The organism is Streptosporangium sp. NPDC049078, from assembly GCF_040648855.1.
Taxonomy (GTDB): Bacteria; Actinomycetota; Actinomycetes; order Streptosporangiales; family Streptosporangiaceae; genus Streptosporangium.
In genome coordinates, this window is record NZ_JBEZEL010000020.1 from 52,598 (window position 1) to 74,098 (window position 21,501).

The 21,501-nt window shown below is 69.7% G+C and carries 37 protein-coding genes and 1 pseudogene; 1 reads left to right on the top strand and 37 read right to left on the bottom strand.

Translation table 11 applies throughout. The annotated features are described in order from the left end of the window. Window positions 1-76: 76 nt before the first annotated feature. The 19 genes from AB0B90_RS30380 to AB0B90_RS30470 all read right to left on the bottom strand — a co-directional run bounded on the left by AB0B90_RS30380 (window position 77) and on the right by AB0B90_RS30470 (window position 11,646). Window positions 77-859: a hypothetical protein gene (locus tag AB0B90_RS30380; protein ID WP_362925966.1), complete on the bottom strand. Its 783-nt coding sequence runs from the start codon at window positions 857-859 to the stop codon at window positions 77-79. A 40-nt stretch (window positions 860-899) separates the two neighbouring features. Further along, window positions 900-1,205 (bottom strand): hypothetical protein, encoded by a 306-nt coding sequence (locus AB0B90_RS30385; protein WP_362925967.1) that lies wholly within the window; start codon window positions 1,203-1,205, stop codon window positions 900-902. Next, entirely contained in the window at window positions 1,202-2,215 is a 1,014-nt protein-coding gene (locus AB0B90_RS30390; RefSeq protein ID WP_362925968.1) for a hypothetical protein, read from the bottom strand. Before AB0B90_RS30390 ends, AB0B90_RS30385 begins: the two co-directional genes overlap by 4 nt. Beyond that, window positions 2,188-2,655: a hypothetical protein gene (locus AB0B90_RS30395; RefSeq protein ID WP_362925969.1), complete on the bottom strand. Its 468-nt coding sequence runs from the start codon at window positions 2,653-2,655 to the stop codon at window positions 2,188-2,190. Before AB0B90_RS30395 ends, AB0B90_RS30390 begins: the two co-directional genes overlap by 28 nt. Window positions 2,656-2,657: 2 nt before the next feature. Further along, window positions 2,658-2,969 carry a hypothetical protein gene (locus tag AB0B90_RS30400; RefSeq protein WP_362925970.1) on the bottom strand — a complete coding sequence of 104 codons (312 nt, stop codon included), beginning with the start codon at window positions 2,967-2,969 and terminating at the stop codon, window positions 2,658-2,660. Continuing rightward, window positions 2,966-3,613: a hypothetical protein gene (locus AB0B90_RS30405; RefSeq protein WP_362925971.1), complete on the bottom strand. Its 648-nt coding sequence runs from the start codon at window positions 3,611-3,613 to the stop codon at window positions 2,966-2,968. Before AB0B90_RS30405 ends, AB0B90_RS30400 begins: the two co-directional genes overlap by 4 nt. 471 nt (window positions 3,614-4,084) lie before the next feature. Continuing rightward, window positions 4,085-4,264, bottom strand: coding sequence for a hypothetical protein (locus tag AB0B90_RS30410; protein WP_362925972.1), 180 nt, complete (start codon window positions 4,262-4,264; stop codon window positions 4,085-4,087). A 28-nt stretch (window positions 4,265-4,292) separates the two neighbouring features. Next, window positions 4,293-4,487 (bottom strand): hypothetical protein, encoded by a 195-nt coding sequence (locus AB0B90_RS30415; RefSeq protein ID WP_362925973.1) that lies wholly within the window; start codon window positions 4,485-4,487, stop codon window positions 4,293-4,295. After that, window positions 4,487-4,771 (bottom strand): hypothetical protein, encoded by a 285-nt coding sequence (locus AB0B90_RS30420; protein ID WP_362925974.1) that lies wholly within the window; start codon window positions 4,769-4,771, stop codon window positions 4,487-4,489. The genes AB0B90_RS30415 and AB0B90_RS30420 overlap by 1 nt, the downstream gene beginning before the upstream one ends. Beyond that, complete coding sequence (locus tag AB0B90_RS30425; RefSeq protein ID WP_362925975.1) at window positions 4,768-5,076, bottom strand: hypothetical protein; 309 nt, start codon at window positions 5,074-5,076, stop codon at window positions 4,768-4,770. The genes AB0B90_RS30420 and AB0B90_RS30425 overlap by 4 nt, the downstream gene beginning before the upstream one ends. Beyond that, the gene (locus AB0B90_RS30430; RefSeq protein ID WP_362925976.1) at window positions 5,069-5,353 is read right to left on the bottom strand and encodes a hypothetical protein; all 285 of its coding nucleotides are present in this window, start codon (window positions 5,351-5,353) and stop codon (window positions 5,069-5,071) included. Before AB0B90_RS30430 ends, AB0B90_RS30425 begins: the two co-directional genes overlap by 8 nt. Continuing rightward, window positions 5,346-5,909 (bottom strand): hypothetical protein, encoded by a 564-nt coding sequence (locus tag AB0B90_RS30435; protein WP_362925977.1) that lies wholly within the window; start codon window positions 5,907-5,909, stop codon window positions 5,346-5,348. The genes AB0B90_RS30430 and AB0B90_RS30435 overlap by 8 nt, the downstream gene beginning before the upstream one ends. After that, complete coding sequence (locus AB0B90_RS30440; protein WP_362925978.1) at window positions 5,906-6,445, bottom strand: hypothetical protein; 540 nt, start codon at window positions 6,443-6,445, stop codon at window positions 5,906-5,908. Before AB0B90_RS30440 ends, AB0B90_RS30435 begins: the two co-directional genes overlap by 4 nt. Before the next feature lie 4 nt (window positions 6,446-6,449). Next, window positions 6,450-7,955 carry a site-specific DNA-methyltransferase gene (locus tag AB0B90_RS30445; RefSeq protein ID WP_362925979.1) on the bottom strand — a complete coding sequence of 502 codons (1,506 nt, stop codon included), beginning with the start codon at window positions 7,953-7,955 and terminating at the stop codon, window positions 6,450-6,452. Beyond that, window positions 7,952-8,473, bottom strand: coding sequence for a hypothetical protein (locus AB0B90_RS30450; RefSeq protein WP_362925980.1), 522 nt, complete (start codon window positions 8,471-8,473; stop codon window positions 7,952-7,954). Before AB0B90_RS30450 ends, AB0B90_RS30445 begins: the two co-directional genes overlap by 4 nt. Then, window positions 8,470-9,021, bottom strand: a complete 552-nt coding sequence (locus AB0B90_RS30455) for a hypothetical protein (RefSeq protein ID WP_362925981.1) — start codon at window positions 9,019-9,021, stop codon at window positions 8,470-8,472. The genes AB0B90_RS30450 and AB0B90_RS30455 overlap by 4 nt, the downstream gene beginning before the upstream one ends. Beyond that, window positions 9,018-9,245, bottom strand: coding sequence for a hypothetical protein (locus tag AB0B90_RS30460; RefSeq protein ID WP_362925982.1), 228 nt, complete (start codon window positions 9,243-9,245; stop codon window positions 9,018-9,020). Before AB0B90_RS30460 ends, AB0B90_RS30455 begins: the two co-directional genes overlap by 4 nt. Then, window positions 9,242-9,916 carry a hypothetical protein gene (locus AB0B90_RS30465; RefSeq protein ID WP_362925983.1) on the bottom strand — a complete coding sequence of 225 codons (675 nt, stop codon included), beginning with the start codon at window positions 9,914-9,916 and terminating at the stop codon, window positions 9,242-9,244. The genes AB0B90_RS30460 and AB0B90_RS30465 overlap by 4 nt, the downstream gene beginning before the upstream one ends. Before the next feature lie 236 nt (window positions 9,917-10,152). Continuing rightward, window positions 10,153-11,646: an AAA family ATPase gene (locus AB0B90_RS30470; protein WP_362925984.1), complete on the bottom strand. Its 1,494-nt coding sequence runs from the start codon at window positions 11,644-11,646 to the stop codon at window positions 10,153-10,155. Window positions 11,647-11,859: 213 nt separating this feature from the next. Between AB0B90_RS30470 and AB0B90_RS30475 the strand changes: the two genes are divergently transcribed. Next, window positions 11,860-12,348, top strand: coding sequence for a hypothetical protein (locus AB0B90_RS30475; RefSeq protein WP_362925985.1), 489 nt, complete (start codon window positions 11,860-11,862; stop codon window positions 12,346-12,348). 8 nt (window positions 12,349-12,356) lie between these two features. Here AB0B90_RS30475 and AB0B90_RS30480 read toward each other — a convergent pair whose 3' ends face one another. From AB0B90_RS30480 to AB0B90_RS30565, 18 genes and pseudogenes are all read right to left on the bottom strand, one after another. Beyond that, the gene (locus AB0B90_RS30480; RefSeq protein WP_362925986.1) at window positions 12,357-12,551 is read right to left on the bottom strand and encodes a hypothetical protein; all 195 of its coding nucleotides are present in this window, start codon (window positions 12,549-12,551) and stop codon (window positions 12,357-12,359) included. A 45-nt stretch (window positions 12,552-12,596) separates the two neighbouring features. Continuing rightward, window positions 12,597-13,382 (bottom strand): SLOG family protein, encoded by a 786-nt coding sequence (locus AB0B90_RS30485; protein WP_362925987.1) that lies wholly within the window; start codon window positions 13,380-13,382, stop codon window positions 12,597-12,599. Next, window positions 13,375-13,587: a hypothetical protein gene (locus tag AB0B90_RS30490; protein WP_362925988.1), complete on the bottom strand. Its 213-nt coding sequence runs from the start codon at window positions 13,585-13,587 to the stop codon at window positions 13,375-13,377. The genes AB0B90_RS30485 and AB0B90_RS30490 overlap by 8 nt, the downstream gene beginning before the upstream one ends. Next, window positions 13,580-14,152, bottom strand: a complete 573-nt coding sequence (locus AB0B90_RS30495; protein ID WP_362925989.1) for a hypothetical protein — start codon at window positions 14,150-14,152, stop codon at window positions 13,580-13,582. The genes AB0B90_RS30490 and AB0B90_RS30495 overlap by 8 nt, the downstream gene beginning before the upstream one ends. Continuing rightward, a complete protein-coding gene (locus AB0B90_RS30500; RefSeq protein WP_362925990.1) occupies window positions 14,145-14,444 on the bottom strand; it encodes a hypothetical protein in 300 nt (99 codons plus the stop codon). Before AB0B90_RS30500 ends, AB0B90_RS30495 begins: the two co-directional genes overlap by 8 nt. Beyond that, on the bottom strand, window positions 14,441-14,725 hold the full coding sequence (locus tag AB0B90_RS30505) for a hypothetical protein (RefSeq protein ID WP_362925991.1): 285 nt from the start codon (window positions 14,723-14,725) through the stop codon (window positions 14,441-14,443). Before AB0B90_RS30505 ends, AB0B90_RS30500 begins: the two co-directional genes overlap by 4 nt. Then, window positions 14,718-15,263 carry a hypothetical protein gene (locus tag AB0B90_RS30510; protein ID WP_362925992.1) on the bottom strand — a complete coding sequence of 182 codons (546 nt, stop codon included), beginning with the start codon at window positions 15,261-15,263 and terminating at the stop codon, window positions 14,718-14,720. The genes AB0B90_RS30505 and AB0B90_RS30510 overlap by 8 nt, the downstream gene beginning before the upstream one ends. Next, window positions 15,263-15,538, bottom strand: a pseudogene (locus AB0B90_RS30515) (DNA translocase FtsK); the annotation flags it as partial. The gene AB0B90_RS30510 and the pseudogene AB0B90_RS30515, both read right to left, overlap by 1 nt. A gap of 796 nt (window positions 15,539-16,334) precedes the next feature. Further along, window positions 16,335-17,432 carry a DNA polymerase III subunit beta gene (dnaN, locus tag AB0B90_RS30520; protein WP_362925993.1) on the bottom strand — a complete coding sequence of 366 codons (1,098 nt, stop codon included), beginning with the start codon at window positions 17,430-17,432 and terminating at the stop codon, window positions 16,335-16,337. Further along, entirely contained in the window at window positions 17,429-17,794 is a 366-nt protein-coding gene (locus AB0B90_RS30525; protein WP_362925994.1) for a hypothetical protein, read from the bottom strand. The genes dnaN and AB0B90_RS30525 overlap by 4 nt, the downstream gene beginning before the upstream one ends. After that, window positions 17,791-18,075 carry a hypothetical protein gene (locus AB0B90_RS30530; protein WP_362925995.1) on the bottom strand — a complete coding sequence of 95 codons (285 nt, stop codon included), beginning with the start codon at window positions 18,073-18,075 and terminating at the stop codon, window positions 17,791-17,793. Before AB0B90_RS30530 ends, AB0B90_RS30525 begins: the two co-directional genes overlap by 4 nt. Further along, on the bottom strand, window positions 18,072-18,917 hold the full coding sequence (locus AB0B90_RS30535; protein ID WP_362925996.1) for a hypothetical protein: 846 nt from the start codon (window positions 18,915-18,917) through the stop codon (window positions 18,072-18,074). Before AB0B90_RS30535 ends, AB0B90_RS30530 begins: the two co-directional genes overlap by 4 nt. Continuing rightward, window positions 18,914-19,354, bottom strand: coding sequence for a helix-turn-helix transcriptional regulator (locus AB0B90_RS30540; protein WP_362925997.1), 441 nt, complete (start codon window positions 19,352-19,354; stop codon window positions 18,914-18,916). The genes AB0B90_RS30535 and AB0B90_RS30540 overlap by 4 nt, the downstream gene beginning before the upstream one ends. Continuing rightward, window positions 19,348-19,959 (bottom strand): hypothetical protein, encoded by a 612-nt coding sequence (locus tag AB0B90_RS30545; protein WP_362925998.1) that lies wholly within the window; start codon window positions 19,957-19,959, stop codon window positions 19,348-19,350. The genes AB0B90_RS30540 and AB0B90_RS30545 overlap by 7 nt, the downstream gene beginning before the upstream one ends. Beyond that, window positions 19,956-20,156, bottom strand: a complete 201-nt coding sequence (locus tag AB0B90_RS30550) for a hypothetical protein (RefSeq protein ID WP_362925999.1) — start codon at window positions 20,154-20,156, stop codon at window positions 19,956-19,958. Before AB0B90_RS30550 ends, AB0B90_RS30545 begins: the two co-directional genes overlap by 4 nt. Next, window positions 20,153-20,368, bottom strand: a complete 216-nt coding sequence (locus AB0B90_RS30555; protein ID WP_362926001.1) for a hypothetical protein — start codon at window positions 20,366-20,368, stop codon at window positions 20,153-20,155. Before AB0B90_RS30555 ends, AB0B90_RS30550 begins: the two co-directional genes overlap by 4 nt. After that, window positions 20,368-20,529: a hypothetical protein gene (locus AB0B90_RS30560; RefSeq protein WP_362926002.1), complete on the bottom strand. Its 162-nt coding sequence runs from the start codon at window positions 20,527-20,529 to the stop codon at window positions 20,368-20,370. Before AB0B90_RS30560 ends, AB0B90_RS30555 begins: the two co-directional genes overlap by 1 nt. Continuing rightward, on the bottom strand, window positions 20,522-21,496 hold the full coding sequence (locus tag AB0B90_RS30565) for a hypothetical protein (RefSeq protein WP_362926003.1): 975 nt from the start codon (window positions 21,494-21,496) through the stop codon (window positions 20,522-20,524). The genes AB0B90_RS30560 and AB0B90_RS30565 overlap by 8 nt, the downstream gene beginning before the upstream one ends. Window positions 21,497-21,501 lie beyond the last annotated feature (5 nt).

Consider the following 21,501-nt stretch of genomic DNA (forward strand, 5'->3'; position numbering starts at 1 on the left):
AAGCCGAGACCGAATCGTCCGATTTTCCCTCCTCCCAGTGCTGCTGATTCGTAGACGACCTCGTCATTCGGGTCGGTCATGATGCGTGAGCCTCCTGCTCCTCGGCCTGCTCGGCGAACTCCCGGTCATGCTCAACCTGCGACATCAGCGTCCCGCAGGTACCGCACTTGTAATAGCCATCGTCCTCCAACCGCATCTTCCGCTCCGAGCATCGACGGCAACGCACCGGAGACCGGCGCGAGACGGCGTCGCTCTTCGTTAGAGCACGAAGACGCCGCTGCCACGCCAACGTGGCGAAGCCGAACGCGTCACTGGCGGGGTGGGCGAGGATCGCGTCGAGCTCGTCGCGCAGGTAGGAGATGGCGAGGCGGCGGGCGTGACCGTTACGGGCCCGTTGGGGGCGGGGCTGGTGGTTGCGGAATTCCCGCCAGTTGTCTTCGACGTCGACGAGGGCGCCGTACAGCTCGTCCAACGTGTCGGTGATGGGGCTGGGTGAGGGGGCGCTGGTTTTGAGGTGGAGTCCGGTTTTGCCGTAGCGGGCGCCGGCGTCCCGGTGGCCGTCCACCGTCGCCTGCGCCAGTGAGGCGAGGTCGTCGAGGTCGTCGAGCGCTTGCCGGATCATGCGGGTACAGCGGCCGCACCATACGGGGTCGCCGTAGTGAGCACGGATGGTGACGGGCTCCGGCGGGACGGGCGCGGCCGGATAGAGCAGGGGGATTCGCCAGGCGGCGAGCAGGGCGGGGCGGGCGGCGAGCGCCTCCTCGTAGACAGTGAGGGCCTGGTCGTAGGCGTCGACGGCGTCCCTGTAGGGCTTCGAGCACGGTCCGATGCAGGTGTGCGGGTGGTACGGCAAGGTCATCCCCCTGTGGTCGTGGCGGGCTGGTCGAGGCGGGCGCGGGTCACCGCGACCCCGCGCCGTTGTTGCGGTTGTCGAGGACGCGCTGCCATGCGGCGGCGGCTTCCTCCCATTTCTGAGCTGCGTGATCCCAGAGGTCGGCGGCGCTGCCGGATGATGCGGTCGGTGAGGCGCTGCCGTGGTAAGCGGCGTTGAACTGGGCTTGGAGTTCGGCCATGCGGGCCTGCCACTCCGGTGTGTGTTGGATGCCGCGTGCCCGTTCGGCGTTGTACTGGGCGAGGGTGTCGAACTCGGGGCGCCAGCGCGGGTCTGGCCGGTGGCGGTGAAGCCAGGCGGGGAAGCGGATCATGGCTGGGCCTCCGTCCCGTTGAGGGCTGCGCGGAGGTCCTCGACGATGGACGCGGCCCAGGCCCGGGTGGCGGGGTCGGGGCTGGTGTTGGCGCCGTGGTTGTAGACGTCGGCGAGTTGCCGGATCCGGTTGATGATCTGCTGTGCGTCGGCGAGTTCGTGGAGTGCGGCGCCGTGGTCCTGCTGCTGGCACCGGATCACGGCGGCGCCGTCGTTGAAGATCTGCTCGACCTTGGCGAGGCGTTCGTCGGCGGTGGCCTGGTTCCACCGGTGGATCCACTGCGCGGGGGTGAGCTGAACGCCTTCGGGGGCGGGGTTCGGGGATTCGCCGGCGCGGAGCCGGGCGACCTCGGCCTCGGCCGCCTGCGCCCGCTCGTTCATCTCATCGCAGGAAGTCCTGACCTCCCCCAGCTTCACGCCCAGCTGGCGGCAGGTTTCCATCCACCGGTCCCGCTGCTCCTCGCGCTGCATGCAGCCAGAGCAGACGTCTTTCTCGGCGTTGATTCGGAGCTGGGTGACCTCTTCGCGGAGCTGCGTGTTGTCCTTGCGGAGGGTTTCGGCGTTCCGCCCGTCGAGGCGCAGCTGCTCCAGTTCGGCGGTGGGAATGAGCGTGTGATCCGTGGCAGGCGGCTGGCCGGGAATGATGCGGGTGATGTGGCGGCCGCGCTCGTCGACGGCGTGGACTTCGATGTCGTCGGCCCGGTCGGGCAGCGGTAGGGCGTTGGGCGGGAAGCTGACGCCGACCATGCGGGTTGCCCCGGCGGGCAGGTGGCCGGAGCCTTCCCGCCCGTCGGGGAGCCGCAGCCTGCACGGGGCGTCCTCGTTCGGTGGTGTGAACGGGTGGAAGGTGAGGTCGGCCCACCAGCGGCGGGTGACGAAGCCGTTGACGGCTTCGCTTTCGACGCCGATGCGGACGGTGATGTGGAGTTCGTTGCCGCCGATGATGAGGGTGGCGGGACCGGTGTAGCCGAAGCTGGTCATGGTCACCCCCAGTAGGAGCAGAGGACCCATGCGGGCTGCTCCTGCGTCGGCGTGATCCCCAGCACGGTCAGGGCCGTACGGAGTCCGTGGTCCCAGCCGTGCTCGGTGGGCTCGTCCATCAGGGCGGGCAGGTTGAGGATCTCGACGTCGCCCCGGGAGACGGTGATGACCTTCGCGGCGAGGACGTACATCGGGTAGTCGTCCTTGCAGTACGTCTCGATCTTGATGCCGAGACGGGTTTCGGCTTCCTTCTTGCGGTCCCAGTAGCCGTTGTCCGGCGCCCATTCCTCCGCGAATCCGACGGACTCAAGCAGGCGCTTCTCGGCCTGGTCGGCGAAAGTGTCGTCGGCCTCGTCGTCGTACCAGTCGAGTACGGGTTCGCCGTATTCGCCGACCTCGCGGAACTTCCATTCGTCGCCGCAGCCGAGGTCGTAGCCGTAGGCGAGGATCGCGTCGGTTGAGGTGCCCATGGTTAGGTCTCCTTCGTGGCGGTGGGTTCGGGCATCGGGACGACTTCCGCGTCGGGCGCCAGTTCCAGTCCGGCGGCGGTGAGGAAGTCGGTGAGGGTGATGTGGCTGTCGCCGTCGTCGCCGTGTTCGAAGTAGGCGACGGCGCCGTCCGGCGCGGTGGCCCACGTTTCGTGATCAGCGGTGTCGTAGGTGTCGACGGTGCCCCGCCCAGACCGGAACCGCAGGTAGTAGTAGCGGCCGACGGCATCCCACGCGTTCCACTGGGAGGGCAGGGACGGGCAGGTCTGGACGACCTTGGTGAGGGTGACGGTCACGACGCGGCCCCGATCTTCCGTGCGGTGGCGGCGGCTTCCCGGTACGGGCAGTGACCTCCGGCGTGGTCGACGTCGGGGTGCGGGCAGAGGGCTTCGATCGCCTCCGCGATCCGCTCGACCAGGGCGGGCTCGCCAGCGTCGGTCGGCGGCGGTCGGTGCGCCGGGGTGTCCTTGCGCGGGTTGGGGCGGACGACGAGTTCAGCGCCACGCTTGAGCCGCACCAGGACGGCATCTTCGACCCATGCGACATCAGCCCAGCTGAGGCCGCGCGGCGGCAGGGCGAGGACCGCGGCGGCGTACGGGCGGGAGCGTGGCGCGGCGCCTACGGCCAGCGGGTATGTCTCGGCCGGGTCGAGGCCGTGTTCGGCGATCAGTTCGGCGGCGAGGGTGCGGGCAGCCGACGAGCTGTGGGCGATCACAAGGGTCCGCTTGGGCGTGCCCGTGCCCTTCGTTCTGTCGGCGGTGATCCGTTCGGTGACGGTGAAGTGTTGGGGCAGGATGCGGCGGAGCCCGTCGGCCTGGTCGATGATCATGGTGGGGTGTTCGTGGAGGCCCACGAGAGTGCCCGTCCAGGAGCCGCCGTTGATGGTGCCGACGACTTCGACGGTTTTACCGAGAAGCGGGATCAGGTCGGGGCGGTTCATCGGGGTACCTCGTTTCCGGCAGGGGTGGCGGGGTCGCTGATGTGGTTGCGCACCCCTGTGGCGCCCGTGGCGGGCCGTACAGGGTGTTGCGGGTGTCTAGGGTCAGGGGTAGGCGGAGAAACGCTCACAGCGGCGCGTGGCGTGTGCCGGGCGGGGTCGCACCGCCAGGACGCGGACCAGCATTCGCCGTCGCCGCCCACGATCCGGCCCGCGCACACCGGGCAGCCGCCGCACGGCACCCGAGGCGGATCGAACCACGGGTTACACCGCCAACAGCGCGGCCCGTCGCACAGTTCGCACTGGCCGACCGGCTGGCCGCAACCACACCGCGGGGCGACGACCATGCCGTGCTCGGCGAGCGCGGCCAGCACCGCCTCCGTGATGGCGATCCGGCCGGTGAGCGGGATCCAGTGACCGGACGCCGACAAGGCCCGGGAAGCGGCGTTGTGGACGACTGCGCGGGTCCGCTGCTCAGGCGTCACGGCCAGCCTCCTGCGACAGCGCTCTGCAGATGGCCACGTACCAGAAGACCGTCCCGAGCAGCATGTAAGCGGCGACTTCGGCCCACTGCTGGATGAGTGCGAACCGGGTAGCGACATCGATCAGCAGCCAGGCGAGGTTCGCGACGAGCCCAGCCACGGTTAAGGGCACGGCTACGCGCATGCGGGAGCGGAGGTCGTCACCCATCGCTCTTCGCCTCCTGCTGGGCGATCTGCTCGGACAGCTCCATGTCCCGGCGGCCCGCGGTGTAGCCCGCTTCGAAGCCTTCGCGGCGCACCCCGTCGAGGATCTGCCGCCACACGTAGACGCGTTCGTGCGGGTCGGAATCTGCCAGGGCGGCCAGCTTCCTCAGCACGGCTTCAAGGTCAGCCATCAGGTCTCCTTCGGGTAGGTGGCGAGGGCGATGTGGGCGGCGCGTTCCAGCCCGCCCCGGTAGGTGAGCTGCTGGCGGGCGGGAGCCGCGTACTCTCCGCGCGCAGCTTCGGCGCGGAGGATGCGGGCCAAGTCTGCGGCGATCAACGGCGCCGCAGCCTCCACAGCAGCCCGCGCGAGGTCCTCGTCGTTCTCCATCCACGTCCCGAACTCGGGCTGGCCAGACCACAAGCGGCGGGAAAGCGCGTCAGCGGCGGCACGCACGGCGTCTTCGGGGATGCTCATGCCCGGCACCCTCGGCATCCGCCCCGGCAATGACCGTGCTCGCATGCCGTGGCTCGGTCGCGGGTGGGGTGGCTGACGGGGTTGTCGTCATCTCGTCGTACGACCTCGCGGGAGCAGGCCGGGCAGATCGTGCGCGGGCGGCGGACCGGTAGGCCGAGGTGCGGGAGCGCAGCCTCCAACGCGATGCGGGCGTCGCAGGGGAAGCAACGCTCCATGTACGGGTCGGTGCGGAGGTGCTCGCAGTCGTGGGCGTCGAGCATCGCCTCAGCGGCGGCTTTCACAGCGGCGTCGGGGATATCAGCCATGCCGTTCACCCCCGCTGGTGATCTTCCGCAGGAGTTCGGCCACGTCCTCCGGCCCCGACTCGTAGGCGTTCACCTCAACCCCGCACGGGCACACCCCGCGCACACTGACGGCGTCCTCCCAGGTGTGCTCACTCCACCGGGCGCCATCACTGCCCGACACGTCCACCGCGGCAGGCCGGAATCCGTGCTCGTAGTGCTCCGCCGTCAACGCCTGGGTGACACGGGCGATGAACTCCTGCTCCCACGACGGCGCGATGGGGTTCTCCATGTCAGCCACGGCCCGCCTCCAGCTTGTCGGCGTGCCCGATGACCTGCTCAGCCAGAACCGCCAGCTCAGCCACCTCCGGCGCCGGATACGGCAGCCCGCCAGCCCGCCCGATCGCGGCCCGCAACTGCTCACCCGCCGCGCGAATCCCGCCGGACGCGGCGGTCAGCCAGAGGCGGGAAATGTCCCGGCACCCGTCGACGGTGTCGTGGTCGGTCCGGGCCGCCGCCCGCGCCCGGCCCAGGATGACCGGCAGACGGGCCGTCAACGCCTCCGCCTCCGCCCAGCGGTCTTCCACCGGCCACCGGGCAGCCCCACGGCCGGAGACGGCGGACCGGATGAGGGAGCGGATCTGCCGGCACAACTCCTCAACCAGGTCCAGGTCACGCTCCCGGCCAGCCGGGCACCCGTCCAACGTCGGATCGGAGGCGTACACGTCGGCCGCGGCCCGGCACGTGTCAGCGATCGTGGCGAGCAGGGGCACGCCGCGGGCCGGCACGTTGTGGGCGGCCTGGTCGGCGCTGGCAGCGTGGCGGAGGAACGCGGCGGTGCGAGGTTCGCGGTTCACCGCTCACCTCCGGCGACCGCCTCAATCTGAGCGGGCACGATCTGCTCCACCCAGCCCGGCCATGACCGGCGGATTGTGTCGGCCTCGGGCTGATCCCCAAGCACACCCAGCACCCGGGCTAGGTGCGCATCCAATGCGCCGCGGATGACATCGGCGAGCATTGCGCCCTGCTGCTCCTGCAGCCGCACCTGCCGCTCAGCGACACCGTCAGCGTGGTCGAGTCCTATGAGGCGGGCCCGCCGCTCCATGATCCGCAACACCCGGTCCACCGCCTGGACGTCACCGCGCATCGCCTGCGCCCACATCGCGACCTGCAGCCGGTCGAGCCGGTCCAACTCCAGATCCCGCAGCTCCGCGGCCGGCTCCTGCAAGGTGCGGATCAGCGCCCGCTTGAACGCCTTGTGTGCGGCGCCACGGTCGGCGTAGTTGAGTTGTTCGGCGATCGCGTCGAACGTGACGCCGGCACGGCGCAGCTCGAGCACCTTCCGTTCCCGTTGAATGGTGTCGTCGGTGGGAACGAATTTCCGGTTGGCCACAGCGCTACTCCTGGGTGAAGTCGACGGGTTGGCCGGTGGCTTCGTTGATGGGCTGGGTGCCGGTGAGCAGTTGGAAACGGCGGCAGATGACATCGACGTAGCCGGGGCTGATCTCGGTGCCGTACGCGACGCGGTTCTCGGTGTGGGCGGCGACGAGGGTGGTGCCGGATCCCATGAACGGGTCGAACACGACGTCGCCTTCATCGCTGTAGGCGCGGATGAACCACGCCGGCAGCGGAACAGGGAACATAGCGCTGTGGCCTAACCCTCTGTCGGCAGACGCAGCGATTTGCATGACGTTCGAAGGGCGCGCGAGCCCTTCCGAGAACTCTCTCCCAGCCGAAGTCCCAAGGAAGCCTGAGCCTGTCGTTGACTTCGGGTTATCGGCCGCATATTCGAAAGCCTCGCTGCTCGGCACAGCATTAGCCATGGCGTTGAACTTGACCTTCCTGGAAAGCGTGAAGTGGAAAATCGGTTCCCATGCGTCTTTGAACCGGTTTTGCCAGCCACCAGGGACGCCGTTCTTCGTGTCGACCCAGCACAATTCGTCGACGAATAGCCAGCCCCATTGACGTACGTGTGCGATCGTCAGGTCCTTGACGTACAGGTGCCGCTGTCCGTCCTCGCAGTGCTCCTTGATGTTGACGAACCAGGAGCCGTCCACCGCGAGGTGCGCGCGGACGCCGGCCTGCACAGCGTCGAACCAGTCGGCGTACTCGTCCGGCGGGATCGGCTTGAACCCGGAGGACTCGTCGTAGGTGCGCTGGGAGGCGTATGGCGGCGATGTGAACGCCATGTTGATGCTCGCGCCAGCGAGAAGCCGGTCGAGGACCTTCGGGTCGCGGCAGTCGCCGCAGATGATGCGATGCGGGCCGAGCAGCCAGACGTCGCCCGGCTTCGTCACCACCTGCGCGGGCGGCTCAGGCACCTCGTCGCGATCCTCATCCGCGGGGTTGCCTCCGAGACCACCAACGGCCTGGCGCAGCGACTCCTCGAGTTCGTCGAGGTCGACGCGGGTGTAACCGGTGCCGTCGAGATCGCCGCCGAGGGCGTCGAGAAGGTCCGCGAGAGCAGCGTTGTCGTACGCCCCGAGTTCGGGGGTGCGATTGTCAGCGAGGTTGATGCGGCGAGCGGTGTCGTCGTCGCATCGGACGATCTCGCAGCGCGCGGTTAGCTCCCATGCCGCCTGGTTGCGGCAGACGCCGCAGGGCTGTTCGACGTCGCCGATCTTGGCGGTTTGACCGCAGTCACCAGGGCCATGGGCGGTGAATGCCTGCATGGTGTGGTTGCCTGCCAGCACGATCAGCGGGCCGTTTTCGATCTCCCGCACGACGAGGGATCGGTACTGAGTGTTACGGCGGAGGCTGGCCAGGATGGCGTTGACGTCTCCGCGTTTCGCGTTTCCGGGAAACGGGGTGAGTGCGTCGAGGGGGATGTCGGCGGTGCGGTGGTAGGTGGTTTCGGGGGTGTTGTGTGTCGTGGCTCGTTCTGTGTCGTGGCGGCTGGTCATGATGCGTCTCCGTGGATGTGAGGGCCTGTAGTTGCCCGTGAGGCTCGCGGAACAGCGGGGGTCCCCTGGGATTCCAGGGAGGCGTGTGCGTCGCTCTGCGTTGATCTGAGGCCCGCCTGAGGGGTGCGGAGCACGTACGGTCGCCCGCACTGCCCGCTGCGCACCGGCTCGACGGATAGGGCGCTGTGCCAGTGGACGCGATCACACCAGGGGCAGGTGACTGCGACGAGCCGGTCGCCGGCGGGGCGCGCGGTGGCCGAGCGGGTGATGAGGCACACCTCGACGGGGCCGCCGCCGGGCATGCAGACGACCGAGCACGGCGAGCAGAGGCCGTCGTCTTCGTCCCGGCCGCAGACGAGGCAGCGGGGGTTGCAGACGCCGCGCAACGGGGCGGGCAGGTCGAGGGTGTGGAAGCGGTTCGGCTTCCGGAGCGGCGGTGGGGCGGCCTGGGCGGGGACGGCGGGCTCAGGGAGTGCCCAGAGGGCGTCCTGCTCCGGCAGGACCGGGGTGCGGGTCACGACGGGCCGCCGGGCGAAGTGAGGGCACGGATGTGGTCGCCGAGGTCGCCGACGACGATCCGGGCGCGGGCCTCATCCAAGCCGAGCGGGCCGATCAGGTGGCGGCGGTAAGCCGCGTCGAGGGTGGTGGCGGCGAGCACGGTCAGCACGTTGGAGGCATGGTCGCGGGCATCAGCGGGGCTCCACTGGCCGACCTGCTCGCCAGCGATGTCGACGCGCAGGAAGCCACGGCCGCTGGTGGCGATGCCAGGGATCAGGCGCAGCGGCGCGGTCGCCCCGTCGTTGAGGGGCGGCCGGTCGACTCGGAGAGCGGAGATGGTGTGGCCGGCGGCGTGGAGGTCGACGCCGGCGGCGACGAGTTGCCGGAGGACGGCGGCGTCGTGCTCGGCGTAGGTGGCGGCCGCGACGACCTCGGCGGCGTAGGCGAGGCCTGCAGGCCGGTCGAGGATGCGGGCGGTGTCGTCGTTGTAGTGGATGGCGGCGGCGTAGGTGCCGTTGGGGAGTGGGTCGGATTGCACCCAGATGGTGGGGGGCTTCGGCGTGGTCATGATTCTTCTTCCTGAAGCTTGCTGGTGATCTCATCGGCGAGGGCGTCGCATTCGGCCCGCAGGTCTTCGGGCAGTTCGGCGAGCACCTTCCGCGCGTGCGCATCCGTCCGGGTCGTCGAGTAGGCGACCACCACACAGCCCGCGGTACGGCGGGCGAGACTGCCGCCAGGAGCTGCGTCGGCGAGGAGGCGGGCTCGGTCGGCGACGGCCGGGTTGGGGGTCATGGCTTCTCGCCGTGCTCGAAACGGGCAGAGCGGGCCTTGGCGTAGGCGGCCCATTCGGCGGGCCACAGGCTGTGCTCGCGGCGGACGTGTGCGTCGAAGCGCCAGAAGTCGGGGTGGTCGTTCATCGAGGCGAAGTCGTCGTCTTCGGTTCCGACGATGAGGCCAGGTGCAACCCACCCGCTGATCTCGCTGGTTCCGGGGCGGGTTTTCACACCCTGGTAGCCGGCTTCGATGATGTCGCCGTTGAACCAGACGGGGTGCTGGGTGAGCATGCCGGGCTTGGCGCCTTCCCAGCCGTACTTGTTGGGGTGGCTGACGATGGCGTGGTGCCACACCTCCCAGCCGCGGTCGACGCGGGGCAGGTTGCCGAGTAGGAGGAGCCTCCATGCGCCGACGGCTTTGGGCAGGCCGTAGGTGGCGGATGCGGCGTAGGCGAGGAGGCGGAGGTCGGTGGCGGCGCGGTCGCCTTTGACTTCGACCCATACGTCGAGGTCTTCGAGGTAGAAGTCGGGCAGGTAGGGGCGTCGGTCGTGGTCGGGGCCGATGAGGTAGCCCTCGGGTTCGTACTGCCAGCGGATGCCAAGGTTGTCGAAGAGGACGGCGTGGCGGGCTTCCAAGCGGGACCGAAACCAGCAGCCGGCGTAGCGGGTGGGAATGGCTTTAATGATCATGTTTTGGGTCCGTTCGGGGGTCGCATGTCCCCACGCCTGTCCCCCTGTCCCCTCCTCTATAGGGAGGGGACAGGGGACAGGTACTGGCCGGGGACAGGTGGGGACAGGTAGGGGTGCAGGTCTGACCTGGGGTTTTGTGTTGTCAGGGGACAGGTGGGGACAGTCAAGGGGACAGGTAAAAACGGGATAGTGACGGGGACAGACAATTCGAGTCATTCCGGACACAATTCGAACGCTCATGAGGCCACCTTCTGGGCCGCCTTCAACGCCGCGACGATCTCCGAAATCGCCTCGGTTTTTCCGGGCAGCGACACCCGGTTTTCGCGCGCCCATTTCTTCAGCGCTTCGCGGCCCATGCCGCCGGGAACCCCTCGCATCACAAGATCGTCAACGTAGGTTTGGATCTTCAACCGGTGCGCGTCAGCCGTCGACGAATCCGTCAGCTCATGCCGGGTACGGCCAGGCAGCCACGCCCCGCCCCGCTCCTTCTCACCCCGCCGGGTCACGTGGAAGACCTCTTCGCCGAGGCCGGTCCGCGTGTGGGTGCGCAGCATCTTCAACCGGGTGGTGACCGTCTCGACGCTTTCGGAGTAGCCGCGCGCTTCGTCGTAGGCGGTGAGCTCCCACACGTGGTCGACGTCCTGGGTTTTCGCCGACGACCCGCGGCTGCCCTTCTCGGTGTCCTTGCCGAAGTGGTCCAGGCGGACGCTGGCGATGCCCTGCCCCTTCAGCGGGGCGTGGATGCGGCTGTACAGGTCCAGCCAGGTGTCGGAGTCGTTTTCCTTGCCGGAGATGTAGCGGCTGACGGTGTCGAAGATGACGACGTCGCGTGGCCGCTCGGCGACGATCGCGAGCAGTTCGGCGGCGGCGGACTCGGAGGTGTTGAGGGCGCCGGAGAAGCGGGGGAACAGCCGGTAGTCGAACCGCTCGTGCAGCACGTCGAGGTCGTCGGGGGTGGCGCCGAACGCGGTGAGCCGGGTGACGATGTCGCGGAGGCTGTTTTCGCGGTCGAAGTACAGGACGTTGATCGGTTCGCGGCGGATGTCGCCGAGGCAGGGGCGGCCGGTGATGGCGCACCAGATCCAGTGCAGGGTGAAGATGCTTTTGCCGACCTTGCCGTCGCCGACGAGGGCAGCCTGCTGGCCGCGTTCCATGAACCGGCCGGGTAGCCAGTCGATTTCGGAGAAGTCGGTGGCGAACGCGTCTTTCCAGTCGATGCGGGGGAAGCGGTCCTCATCCGCGGTGGGCCGGTTGGGGGCGAGGTCGTCGGCGGCCTTGAGGAGGCGTTCGCCGAGGGCACGTAGCCGGTCGGGCCCGTCGTCGGGGTCGAGGGTTTGCAGTTCCTGGATGGTGCGGTCGGCCTGGTAGATGCTTTCGCGGTTGCGCCAGTGCCGCACGATGATGCGCGCGTGGTAGGCGGGGTCTCCGGCGGTGAGCGCGGCGCGGTCGAGGGTGAGGAGGTATTTGTGTCCTCCGGCTTGGCCGAGTGTTTTGGCGCGGTGCAGGTAGTCCTTGACGGCGACGGTGTCGGTGGGGGCGTCCTGGTCGAAGAGGTCGAGGATCGCGGCGTAGACGATCTGGTGTTGGGGGCGCCAGAAGGCACGCGGTTCGGGGAGTGCGGCGCGGATGTGCCCGACGATGTAGGGCACGGTCATGCAGGTGCCGAGGACCGCTTGCTCGGCTTCGAGGTCCCAGATCGTTTCTGGCTCGGTGGTCAACCGGTCCCCCATGGTGCTTGTGCTGGTTGGTGGTCAGGGTCGGGGCGGGGCCGGTCTTCGGAGACCACCTCCGGGCGTGCGGAGTAGAGCTCTTGGCGAGCTGTGTTGTGGTGTCTTGTCGGCTGGTTGCCGATTCTGTGTCTGCACACGATCATAGTCAGTGTGCAGACACAGGGCTACTCCGTGCGGGCTGGTGTGCATACACGCCCGGCTACGATGTGCGACGTGAGCGACTCGACCGATACCCACACGCCCCGGCACGCGATCCGGGTCGAGGAGGATCTGTGGGCGGAGTTCGGCCGGCTGGTCGGCGCCCGGAACCGCTCCCAGGTGATCCGTGACTTCATTCGCTGGTTTGTGCGCGAGCGCGGCGCGACTCTGCCGGCCCGCCCTGGGGATGTCGCTTTCGAGCGTTCCGACGAGGGGCTGCAGCAGAGAAGAATCCTGAAGGACGCGCGGAACACGCTCGCCCATTCGCCTGATCCGCCGGTCCGTACTTTCGACGAGGCGGAGGGGTTGACTCCGACGGAGCTGCAGCTCCTTTTTCTCGTCGCTGGGGATGTTCCGGACGAGGGGCTGGCCACCTTCTTGCAGGCGAGTCTGAGGACGACCAGGACGCAGGTCAGGAAGTTGGCGGAGAAGGTTCAGGCGGCTGGTGGAGTGAAGCTGTGGGTTCCGAAGCTTCCGGGTGAGTTCGCCCCGCCTGCGCGTTGAGCCCTGGTTCAGAACAGCCCGTCCTGCATCGTCTCCCCGTGCGGTTCTTCCACGACGGGTCCGGCTTTCGCCGCGTTGGCCCGGTGTCGTGGCGCGCAGCGGTCGCACGACAGGGCGCTGTACAAAGTCAGGCGTGGTCTGCGCCCGGTGATGATGAGGGTGGCGGGGCGTCGGCAGGTGGAGCAGCTGCTGACCCAGCCCATCGGCGTCTCCGTGGTGTTCCGGGGTGTTCCGGATCGTTCCGGCGTTCACGCGGTTACCTCCACGACGTCGATCCCGGCTGCGGCGGCTTGCCGCATGCAGTCGCGGGTGCCGGTGCTGGCGCCTTCGGGGAAGGCGACGCATTCGTCGGCGCCGGCGGCGACCATTTCGCCGTTGCGGATGGGGCCGGCGGCGCGACGGTAGGTGGGCCAGTCGGCGGGGTGTGGTTCGTCGGGGACTTGGCGGGCGAGGCACCACAGGTGGGTGAGCCAGTCGGCGGAGACATCCGGCCGGTTGCCGTGTTCGTCTTCGTCGGGGTAGCAGGCGCCGTGGACGACGATCATGTCCGGGTGTGCGGCCAGGCGCTTGTCGAGGGTGTCCCAGATCAGGGTTTTGCCGGTGTGGTTGCGGGATCCGGTTTCGAGGAGGCGGTGGGCCGAGCCTTTTCCTTTCCGGAGTCGCTGTTCGCGGTCTTTCTGCGCCTGCACTGTTCGTTTTGCCGCTTCCTGGATCGTCGGTGAGGCGCGTTTCTTGCCGGTGGCGATGTTGCGGGCGTCGGTGACCCAGGAGTCGGCGGTGGTGTTGTAGGCGTTGTAGGGCCGCCAGGAGGGGCACGATCCGCAGAGGCAGCGTGCGGGTGGGCAGTAGGCGGTGGCGCCGGGTTCGGGTTGGCCGGCGAGGGCTGCGGGGGTGTGGTGGGGGCAGCGGTTGCCTGCGATGTAGAGGCGGATGTTGGTGGTGGAGTCGCAGTGGCGGTGTTCGTCGCTGATCCAATGGCGGCAGGCCCGGCCGCGGGTGGCGGCCGGGCTGGTGGTGGGGGTGGGGTCAGGCATCGGCCGCCTCCTGGTTGAGGCGGGCGCGGATGTAGCGGCGGACGATGCCGGGCTGGTTGCGGACGGGTTTGGATTCGGAGTCCTCCCAGACGTCGGTGCCGTGGTGGAGGAGGGTGGCCCAGGCTTCGATGTCGTCGGGGTCGCCGATGAGGCGGATGTCGGTCCAGCCTTGGCCGGCGGGTGCGGGGCCGTAGCGGTTACTCATGGGGTTCCGCCTTGGTCCAGGTGCGGTGTGCGGCGTTCTGGAGTTGTTGGAGGGCGGCGCGGACCTGCGGCAGGGTGATGGTCGTCGTCGGGCTGTCGAGGGCGTTGAGGATGTCGTGGAGGCCGACGACGTAGGTGGCGCGGACTTTCTCGAGGCGGGCCTCGGTGCGCTGGGTGCGCCACTTCTCCTGGGTGGCCTGTGTGCAGCGGGGGCAGGTGTCGCGGTGGCGTTCGCAGGTGAGCTCGATGTTTGTCCAGGTGCGGCGGGTGTTCTCCCGCTCGAAGCGCAGGTATTCCTCGTGGGTGGCGAGCTTGCTGCGGACCATGCCGAGGGCTGCGCGGAGGCCTCCGGCGCGCTGGTGTGCCTGCCAGTAGGGGGAGCCGGAGCGCGGGGTGCCGTCGGGGTCGCGGAGGTACTCGTCTTCGGCGAAGTCCGGGGTTTCGTCGGCGACCGCTGCTTCGAGTTCGGCAACGAGGCCTCCGAAGAGGAGCTCGCGCATGCCTTTCGGGTCAGCGGGCTCGGCGGGTGGCGTGACCTCGCCGAGGTCGAAGAGGGCGTCAGCCACGGCCGGCCTCCCGCTGGTTGGTGTCGAGGACGGCGCGGATGCAGGTGCGTTCGATGTCGTGGATGACTCCGGCCATGTACTGCTTGCCGCGGGGGGTGAGCGGCACGGTGGTCTTGAGGGCGGTGACCCCGTTGATGCCGGTCCACTCGTAGTCGTCGGGGTGGATGCCGACGCTGAATTCCAGGCGTGGGGCGCGGCCTTCGTCGCAGAGGGCTTGGTAGTCGCGGCGGGCTTGCCGCCAGGCGCGGACGTCGGCGATGAAGCGCTGCAGGGCGCGGAGGCGGCGGGTCACGGGGCGGCCTCCGCCCCGCTGTGGTCGCCTTGGAACGCCTGGGCGAGGTCGTTGAGGGCGGTGATGAGTCCGTCGGGGATGGCGCCTTCTACGGCGATGTGGGCGGTGGTGCCGTTGTCGAGGACGGTGGTGGTGAGGGTGAGGGGTGGCTCCTGCTCCACCCCGGGTTGCGTGAGGTAGGCGGGGACGGGCGGCAGGGTGCTGCGGAGCGCGGGGTCCTGGTGGGCTTCGTCGTAGGCGCGGGCTTGGTCTTCGAGCCATTCGATGGCGGGGTCAAGCACCGGGAGCCTCCCCTGCGGACTCCTGGGCGGCCTGGGCGGCTTCCTGCGCTTCGAGGACGGCGTAGTACTCGCTGAGCTTCACCCGCTGCCAGAGGCTCAGGTCGACCTCGCGCTCGTGGATGGGCGCGCTCCAGGTGACGTACAGGGCACCGCCCATCTCGTCGACTCTGCACGTCAGCAGCGCCGGTTCGGCGGCGGCGAAGGTCTGGCTGGGCATGCCCTTGAGGGCGCGCGGGTCAGGGCGCCGCATGGCGTCCAGGCGGGCGCCGATCGCCTTGCCCTGCTTGGTGGAGCGGCGGGGCATGAGGTAGCCCGTGCGCTGGTCGTAGCGCCAGTGCTCGGGGATGTCGCCGTCGCGGGAAACGCCGAGGACTTGGCCGGTGACGGCGTCATACCAGATTTTCCGGCCGCCGACGCCGAGGGTTTCCATGAGGGCTTCGACCTTGGGCTGCCACTCTTCGATCGCGGCGAGTGTCGTGTGCAGGGTGGCGAGGATGTCGGGGTTGGTGGTGCGGTAGACGGTGAGGTTGCGGCTCATCAGGCGTTCACCGCCGCGTACGCGTCGTCGAGCGTCTGGGTGCTGGCGCCGCGGATGTCGGCGAGCACCTGGTGCAGTTGGTCGGGGCTGGCGAGCACCTCGCGCGCCTTCGACCCTTCGGCGGGTCCGACGATGCCGCGCTGCTCCAGCTGGTCCATGAGCCGGCCTGCGGTGGCGAAGCCGACGCGGGTCTTGCGTTGCAGCATGGAGGTGGAGCCGAACTGGGTGGACACGACGAGTTCGGCGGCCTGGGCGAGGAGTTCGACGTCGTCCCCCGCGGCGGGCTCCGGCGCGGCGGGGCTGCGGAACAGCACCTCCTCCGCCTCAGCGTCTCCGTCGTCGGCGAGTTCGTCCGGCCACGGGCTGCCCGCGACGGCTTCGCCGGCGTCGAGGTGTCCGACGGGCATGAGCACCCCGATGACCCGGTGCTCCACCTGGATGAGGATCGGGTCGACGGGTTCGGGGCCGACGTGGACGGTGAGGACTTCGCCGGGGCCGGTGGCCTTGGCCCACCGGGCGAGGTAAGTGGGGGTGAGGGCGAGGAGCGGCGCCGCGGGGGCGGGTGCGCGTTCGACGACGGGGCGGATGAGTCTGCGCCAGCCTCTGAGGGGGCCGTGGCCGCGCCCGTGCAACACGAGCCGGGTGCCGTCCTCCGACGTAACGGTGAGGCCGAGAGACTGCACGGTGTCGCCGCGCGGGCTGGCCGGCACGGGGACCTTGTCGATGAGCAGCTGGAGCTGTGGGTCCAGCTTCTTCGTGTGCTTGAACAGCTTCAACATGGCGACGGCGTCGTCTCGGCTGATGGCCACCGCGGCGTCGTCGGCGGCCTCGTCGAGTTCGTGTCGGGCGGCGGCGAGGGTGTACCGGTCGGTGGCGACCGCGTACAGGACGTCACTGCGGACTTCGAGGAGGACGACGTTCAGCTCTGGCGTCTCCGGGTCGGTGCCGGCGTGCGGCAAGACCGGATTCAACAGTTCGTGCAGGTCGCGGGTTGTGAGGTCGATGCGGCTCATCGGCTACTCCGAAAGGGGAAGGGGCCCGGCGCGTGGCCGGGCCCGCGGGGCGGCAGGGTCAGGAGAGGCGGAGGGCCATGACGAGGTAGCGGTAGGCGGGGGTGTCGCCTCCGTCGGCGGGGACGATGAGGGCGGGGCGGGCGCCGGTGGTCATGCCGATGCGGGCCCGGCCGACGACCCCGTTGAGGCCGTCGAGCAGGAACCGGGGTTGGAAGGCGATCTCCATCGGCGCGCCGTCGAGTTCGGCGGCCACCGTCTCCGCGCCGCGGCCGGTGTCGCCTCCGCCGGCCTGGACGAGGACTTCGCCGTCGGTCCAGGAGAGGCGGACGGCGGTGTGGCGTTCGGCCACCAGGAAGACGCGTTTGACGGCGGCGGCGAGCGCCTGGGCGTCGACGCCAGCCCAGATGGTGAAGTCGCTGAGCTGGAGGCGGGCGTTGTAGTCGATGAACTTCTCGTCGATGAGCCGAACCGTGGTGGTGCGTCCGCTGCCGGTGAAGGCGGCGAGCCCGTCGGTGAGGCCGACGCTGACCGGTCCGGCGGGCAGGCTTTTGGCGATGTCGGCGAGGGTGCGGCCGGGGATCATCACGCCGGTGTCGACGAAGGTGTGGGATTCCCAGGCGAGGGGGGTGGCGGCGATGCGGTAGCGGTCGGTGGCGGCGAGGGTGATCTGCTGGTTGGTGAGGTCGACGCGGATGCAGTCGAGCATGGGCAGCTTGTCGTCGTGCGCGGTGGCGGGGGCGACTTGGGCGACGGCGGCGGCGAACGCGTGGCCGTCGACGGCGCCGACGGTTTCGGGCACGTCGGGGAGGGTGGGGTAGTCGTCGGCGGGCATGGTGAGCAGCACGAACTCAGCAGACCCGCAGGTGATGGTGATCTCGGCGCCGGACAGGGTGAGGGTGACGGGCTGCTTGGGCAGCGACTTGACGACCTCGGCGAGCACGCGGCCGGGCAGCAGTACCTTGCCGGGTTCGGCGACGTCGGCGCTGATGCTGACGCGGCGGCTGGTGTCGTAGTCGAAGGCGCTGATGGTGAGCTCGCCGCCGTCGGCTTCGAGGAGGAGTCCGGTGAGGACGGGGACGGCGGGCCGGTTGGTGAGGGCGTGGGCGGCCCAGGCGACACCCTCGGCGAGGACGTCGTGGGGAATGGTGAGCTTCATGCGGCGGCGTCCTTCAGGTCGAAGAGGGCGAGCTGCCCCTCGGCCGGCACAACGGCGGCCGCGGTGCGGGGTGTGGGGAGGTAGCGGAACGAGGGCAGGCAGAAGTGGTCTTTCATCCACGCCTGCGCGCTCGCCTTGTCGTGCGGCCCGGCCCCGTCTTCCTGGGTGAGGGAGGCGCCGCAGTGGCAGGTGACGTTCCAGGAGAAGCAGCTCTCGCATAGGCCGTCTCCGCTGCCGGGGTTGAGCCATCCTGCGCCTTCGACCGGGTTGGAAGTTTCGGCGGCGAGGGTGGGGCAGTTGGCGCGCACGTGGTCGCCGGTCGTGCCGGGCCACCATGGGCGGATCCAGTCGGTCATGGTCATCGGTTCGCCTCCTGGCGGGTGGTGAGGCCGAGCATGTCCAGCAGTTCAGCGACGGTGTCCGGGGTGAAGCGGCGGCGGGCGGCGACGGCCCGGACCTGTTCTGCGGCGGCCTGCTGTTCGGCGGCGGTGAGGGGCTGCACGGCCATGCCGGCTTGGTTGCCGCGGTCCCGGGTTTTGCGGGGGCGGCGGCGGGCTGCTTGGACGAGGGCGTCGTTGAAGCGCATCTCGCGTTGGAGCATCCATTCGGAGTCGTGGTAGCGCAGGGAGTCGGAGTGGCTCATGCGGCGGCGCTCCCGTCCTTGGCTCGGAGGGCACTACCTCTGCGGTCTTGCTGGCAGTACGTGCACAACCCGTGCCGGCCGCCCGGGCGGCCCCGGTTGATCGCGTACTCGGCGAGCGGCTTGGTCTGCCCGCAGTCCGGGCACCGCTTGTAGAGGTCGTCTCCCGCAGGCGGACGGCCCCGCCCGCGCGCCTCGCCGAAGCTGGGGGTGGCGTCGGGGTCGTCGATGGTGTCGTCGTCCCAGCAGGCCAACACCACCCAGCCGTGCGCGGCGGCATGCTTGAGCGCCTTGGCTACGGAGATCCGCTCAGCGGTGGTGGTGGTTGGCGGCTGCTGCTTCCACAGTTCTTCGCACAGGGCGGTGACCGCGTCTGCGGTGGCCGGGTAAACCGCTGTGATGCCGGCTCTGGCGATTTTCGCGACGTTGACGTGGCTCATGCCGAGCCGGTCGGCGATGGTCCGTAGTGACCAGCCGATGGCGACGAGGGCTTGGAGGCGTCGGCGGGTGCCGGTTGCGTTGATGGTGCGGGTGGGGGCGAGGTTGGCGGGCACGGCTTGGACGGCGAGGAGTTTGCGTTCCACGTCAGGGCGGATGCGCTGGAGTGGTGGCCGGTTGTTGTGGGGTTCGCCGTAGAGGAGGCGGCAGATGACGCTGCGGGGGACGTCGGCGAGTTCTGCGATGCGGTAGGTGCCGATGCGGTAGGCCATGAGCGTGCGGACGTGGGTGCGGGCGGGTTCTGCGTCGGTGTAGGGGTGCCATTGGCCGTAGGCGATGAGCTTGTTGCGGCGGTTGGCGTAGGCGCGGTCGGCTTGGCGGCGAGCCGCGGTCGTGGAGCTGCTCATGCCGCCACCTGCTCGGCGGGGGCGGCGGGGATGAGGTCGAGGGTGTAGCCGAGCGCTGCCAGGTACGGCTGCAGCGTCGTCAGCCTCACCCCTCCTCGCCGCATCTGGCGCTCACGGCTCTCCAGGGTGCTGGGCGTGCAGTGGATCCGCTCACGGACCACAGCCAGGGACACGCCAGCGCGGCGGCGAAGCTCACCCAGATGCGGGAGGGCATCAAGCGCGTCGCAGATGACGACCTGTCCTCGTCGTATGACGAGGCGTTTGTCGACCAGGCGAGCGTAGGCGGCGATGTGGTGGACGCGTGGGCTGCCCACTCCTCTCTCCCACCTGCTGAGCGTGTTGACGCAGACGCCGAGTTCGGCGGCGATGTGCTCTTGGAAAAGGTCGCGGTCCTCGCGGAACTGGCGGAGTCGTTGGGGGATGGTGAGGGTCAGCACGACGCCACCGCCTGCGGCCAGGCCACCTTGGCGAGCGCCTCCCGATTCAGGGCGGGCACGGCGACGAGCGGGTGGCCGGCCGCGTCCATGCCCATCGCGTGCAGCACGAACGCGTCGGCGACGTCGTTGCCGTCGATGTCGGCCAGGTGCCCGTAGCGGCGGACGACGGCGGCGAGCACAGCGTCCTTGCCCGCGTTGCCTTTGCCGGTGGCGTACTTGGCGCGGGCGGTCGGGGACACTTCGGCGACGGGGATGCCGAGATAGCGGAGCCGGTCGACGACGAGCCACCACAGGCCGGACCGGTCGTGGGTGGATCCGCCGGGCGTGTTGTAGGCGGGTTGTTCGATGACGACGAGGTCGGCTTGTTCGACGTCGAGGACTTCGGAGGCGGCGACGAGGTCTTCGACGGTGTTGGCGATCTGCCGAAGCCGCACCCATCTCGTGGAGAGGTTGTCGTCGCGCTTGCCTTTGCTGGTGATGCGTTGGATCCAGCCGGGGCCGGCGGCGCCAGTGGAGGCGAGGCTGACGTCGATGCCGACGATGCGGGGCGGGGTGCCCTCCGCCGGGCCCTGTGGGGCTACGGCGACGGCGTGGATGGCGGTCATGTGTGGGTCTCCGTGACGGCGGTGGGAGCCCTCACGGGCTCGGCGGGTGTGGTGAGGGTGAGGCCTGCGGCGGCGACTCCGGCGGCGAGCGCTACTCCTGCGGCGAGGGCGGGGATGTAGGGCGGGTGGCCGAGGGCTGCGGCTGCGATGGCGGCGACGACGGCGCCGAAGCTGATGGCTGTGAGGAGTGGGATCACGGTGTCCGCCTCCTCGAGCGCCTGGCGGTGCGGTGGCGGATTCGCTCGAGTGCGTCGGCGACGGGGATTCGGTCGGCGGAGCGCAGGCGGGTGCGGAGAGCAGCCTCGACGGCCGGGTCGGGCTCAAGTTCGCCGATGGCGACGAGGACCTGCCGGGCGATGTCGAGGCCGACCCCGGCGAGCAGCAGGGTGGCGATGATGAGGTCGTTCATCAGTCCCACGGCCTTTCGCTCTTGGGTGCGGGTGCGGGGCGTTGGAGGCCGCGCCGGTGGTGGCGGAGGTCGATGACGAGCAGGGCGACGAGGACGGCTGCGATGGTGGTGAGGGTGAGGGCGCCGATGATGCGGAGGATGAGGTCCAGGACGTCAGCCACGGTCGGCCTCCCCTGCGGGCTCGGGCTGGAGCACGGCGAGTACCTCGCAGGCCGGGCAGTCCTCGGCGTGCTCGGCGGGCCGCTGCTGGCAGGGGCTGAGCTGCTCCTGGTGGCCGGGGCGTTCCCGGCAGGCGGAGGAGTCGGGGTCGTGCTCGACCGACAGGGTGGCCCGCTCCAGGGCGTGGCGGAGGCGGTCGCGTTCGGCTTCGGCCTTCTCGCGCGCCTCATGCGGCGTCAGCCCGCCCACCCGCTGCACGGTGAACGCGTACCGCTCGACCTCGCCCGCAGCCTTCACGGTGAGCGTGATCGGCGTCTCCGTGTAGTTCGGGGCGTCGCCCAGGATCTGCTTCGCCTGCTCGACCATGGCGACGACCAGCTCGTGCGGCGGCTCCATGTCGACGGCGTGGCCGCCGGGTCCGGTGGTGAGGCTGCGCAGCCCGGTCTGGTCGGCGAGGTTCTCGACGTGCTGCTGGACGGCGTTTTGCGCGGCTTCGAGGAGGTCGTCGACGTCGACGCTGGGGCTGCCGTGGTCTGCGGCGCGGCGGATGATGGACTCGACGGCCTCCCACTTCGCGGCGTCCACCCGGGCGGCGGCCAGCTGCTTGGTGGCCTGGGCGGCGCGGTGGTCGGCGGCGTACTCCCGGTCGAGGTGCCCGGCGCAGCCTTGGCAGGTGGTGTGCCAGGTGATGCGGTTCTCGTAGTCGGCGACCTGGGCGAGCAGGTCCGGCACGTCGCGGCGGGAGTGTGCGATCCACTCGCCGAGCGCTTTCTCCTCGTCGTCGGATCCGTCCTCACCCCAGACCGTGGCGACAAGCTCGGCCTCGCGGCCGTCGGCGGGGAAGACGTGGACCGCGTCGCTGCCGTCGTAGCGCCAGTCGCCAGCGGCGCTGTGCTTGACGAGTGCCTGGTGTCGGGCGTGGATCTCGGCGCGCCGTTCGGCGGTGAGCGGCGGGTTGGGGTTGTTCATGGGTT

What these genes read in the sequence shown, in the direction of transcription:
- AB0B90_RS30480 (WP_362925986.1), bottom strand. Translation starts at nt 12,551, where the DNA reads ATGGGCTGGGTCAGCAGCTGCTCCACCTGCCGACGCCCCGCCACCCTC.
- AB0B90_RS30405 (WP_362925971.1), bottom strand. Translation starts at nt 3,613, where the DNA reads ATGAACCGCCCCGACCTGATCCCGCTTCTCGGTAAAACCGTCGAAGTC.
- AB0B90_RS30470 (WP_362925984.1), bottom strand. Translation starts at nt 11,646, where the DNA reads ATGGGGGACCGGTTGACCACCGAGCCAGAAACGATCTGGGACCTCGAA.
- AB0B90_RS30425 (WP_362925975.1), bottom strand. Translation starts at nt 5,076, where the DNA reads ATGGCTGATATCCCCGACGCCGCTGTGAAAGCCGCCGCTGAGGCGATG.
- AB0B90_RS30385 (WP_362925967.1), bottom strand. Translation starts at nt 1,205, where the DNA reads ATGATCCGCTTCCCCGCCTGGCTTCACCGCCACCGGCCAGACCCGCGC.
- AB0B90_RS30535 (WP_362925996.1), bottom strand. Translation starts at nt 18,917, where the DNA reads ATGAGCAGCTCCACGACCGCGGCTCGCCGCCAAGCCGACCGCGCCTAC.
- AB0B90_RS30465 (WP_362925983.1), bottom strand. Translation starts at nt 9,916, where the DNA reads ATGATCATTAAAGCCATTCCCACCCGCTACGCCGGCTGCTGGTTTCGG.
- AB0B90_RS30380 (WP_362925966.1), bottom strand. Translation starts at nt 859, where the DNA reads ATGACCTTGCCGTACCACCCGCACACCTGCATCGGACCGTGCTCGAAG.
- dnaN (WP_362925993.1), bottom strand. Translation starts at nt 17,432, where the DNA reads ATGAAGCTCACCATTCCCCACGACGTCCTCGCCGAGGGTGTCGCCTGG.
- AB0B90_RS30485 (WP_362925987.1), bottom strand. Translation starts at nt 13,382, where the DNA reads ATGCCTGACCCCACCCCCACCACCAGCCCGGCCGCCACCCGCGGCCGG.
- AB0B90_RS30510 (WP_362925992.1), bottom strand. Translation starts at nt 15,263, where the DNA reads ATGAGCCGCAACCTCACCGTCTACCGCACCACCAACCCCGACATCCTC.
- AB0B90_RS30525 (WP_362925994.1), bottom strand. Translation starts at nt 17,794, where the DNA reads ATGACCATGACCGACTGGATCCGCCCATGGTGGCCCGGCACGACCGGC.
- AB0B90_RS30445 (WP_362925979.1), bottom strand. Translation starts at nt 7,955, where the DNA reads ATGACCAGCCGCCACGACACAGAACGAGCCACGACACACAACACCCCC.
- AB0B90_RS30395 (WP_362925969.1), bottom strand. Translation starts at nt 2,655, where the DNA reads ATGGGCACCTCAACCGACGCGATCCTCGCCTACGGCTACGACCTCGGC.
- AB0B90_RS30530 (WP_362925995.1), bottom strand. Translation starts at nt 18,075, where the DNA reads ATGAGCCACTCCGACTCCCTGCGCTACCACGACTCCGAATGGATGCTC.
- AB0B90_RS30555 (WP_362926001.1), bottom strand. Translation starts at nt 20,368, where the DNA reads ATGAACGACCTCATCATCGCCACCCTGCTGCTCGCCGGGGTCGGCCTC.
- AB0B90_RS30545 (WP_362925998.1), bottom strand. Translation starts at nt 19,959, where the DNA reads ATGACCGCCATCCACGCCGTCGCCGTAGCCCCACAGGGCCCGGCGGAG.
- AB0B90_RS30460 (WP_362925982.1), bottom strand. Translation starts at nt 9,245, where the DNA reads ATGACCCCCAACCCGGCCGTCGCCGACCGAGCCCGCCTCCTCGCCGAC.
- AB0B90_RS30490 (WP_362925988.1), bottom strand. Translation starts at nt 13,587, where the DNA reads ATGAGTAACCGCTACGGCCCCGCACCCGCCGGCCAAGGCTGGACCGAC.
- AB0B90_RS30565 (WP_362926003.1), bottom strand. Translation starts at nt 21,496, where the DNA reads ATGAACAACCCCAACCCGCCGCTCACCGCCGAACGGCGCGCCGAGATC.
- AB0B90_RS30455 (WP_362925981.1), bottom strand. Translation starts at nt 9,021, where the DNA reads ATGACCACGCCGAAGCCCCCCACCATCTGGGTGCAATCCGACCCACTC.
- AB0B90_RS30390 (WP_362925968.1), bottom strand. Translation starts at nt 2,215, where the DNA reads ATGGGTCCTCTGCTCCTACTGGGGGTGACCATGACCAGCTTCGGCTAC.
- AB0B90_RS30420 (WP_362925974.1), bottom strand. Translation starts at nt 4,771, where the DNA reads ATGAGCATCCCCGAAGACGCCGTGCGTGCCGCCGCTGACGCGCTTTCC.
- AB0B90_RS30415 (WP_362925973.1), bottom strand. Translation starts at nt 4,487, where the DNA reads ATGGCTGACCTTGAAGCCGTGCTGAGGAAGCTGGCCGCCCTGGCAGAT.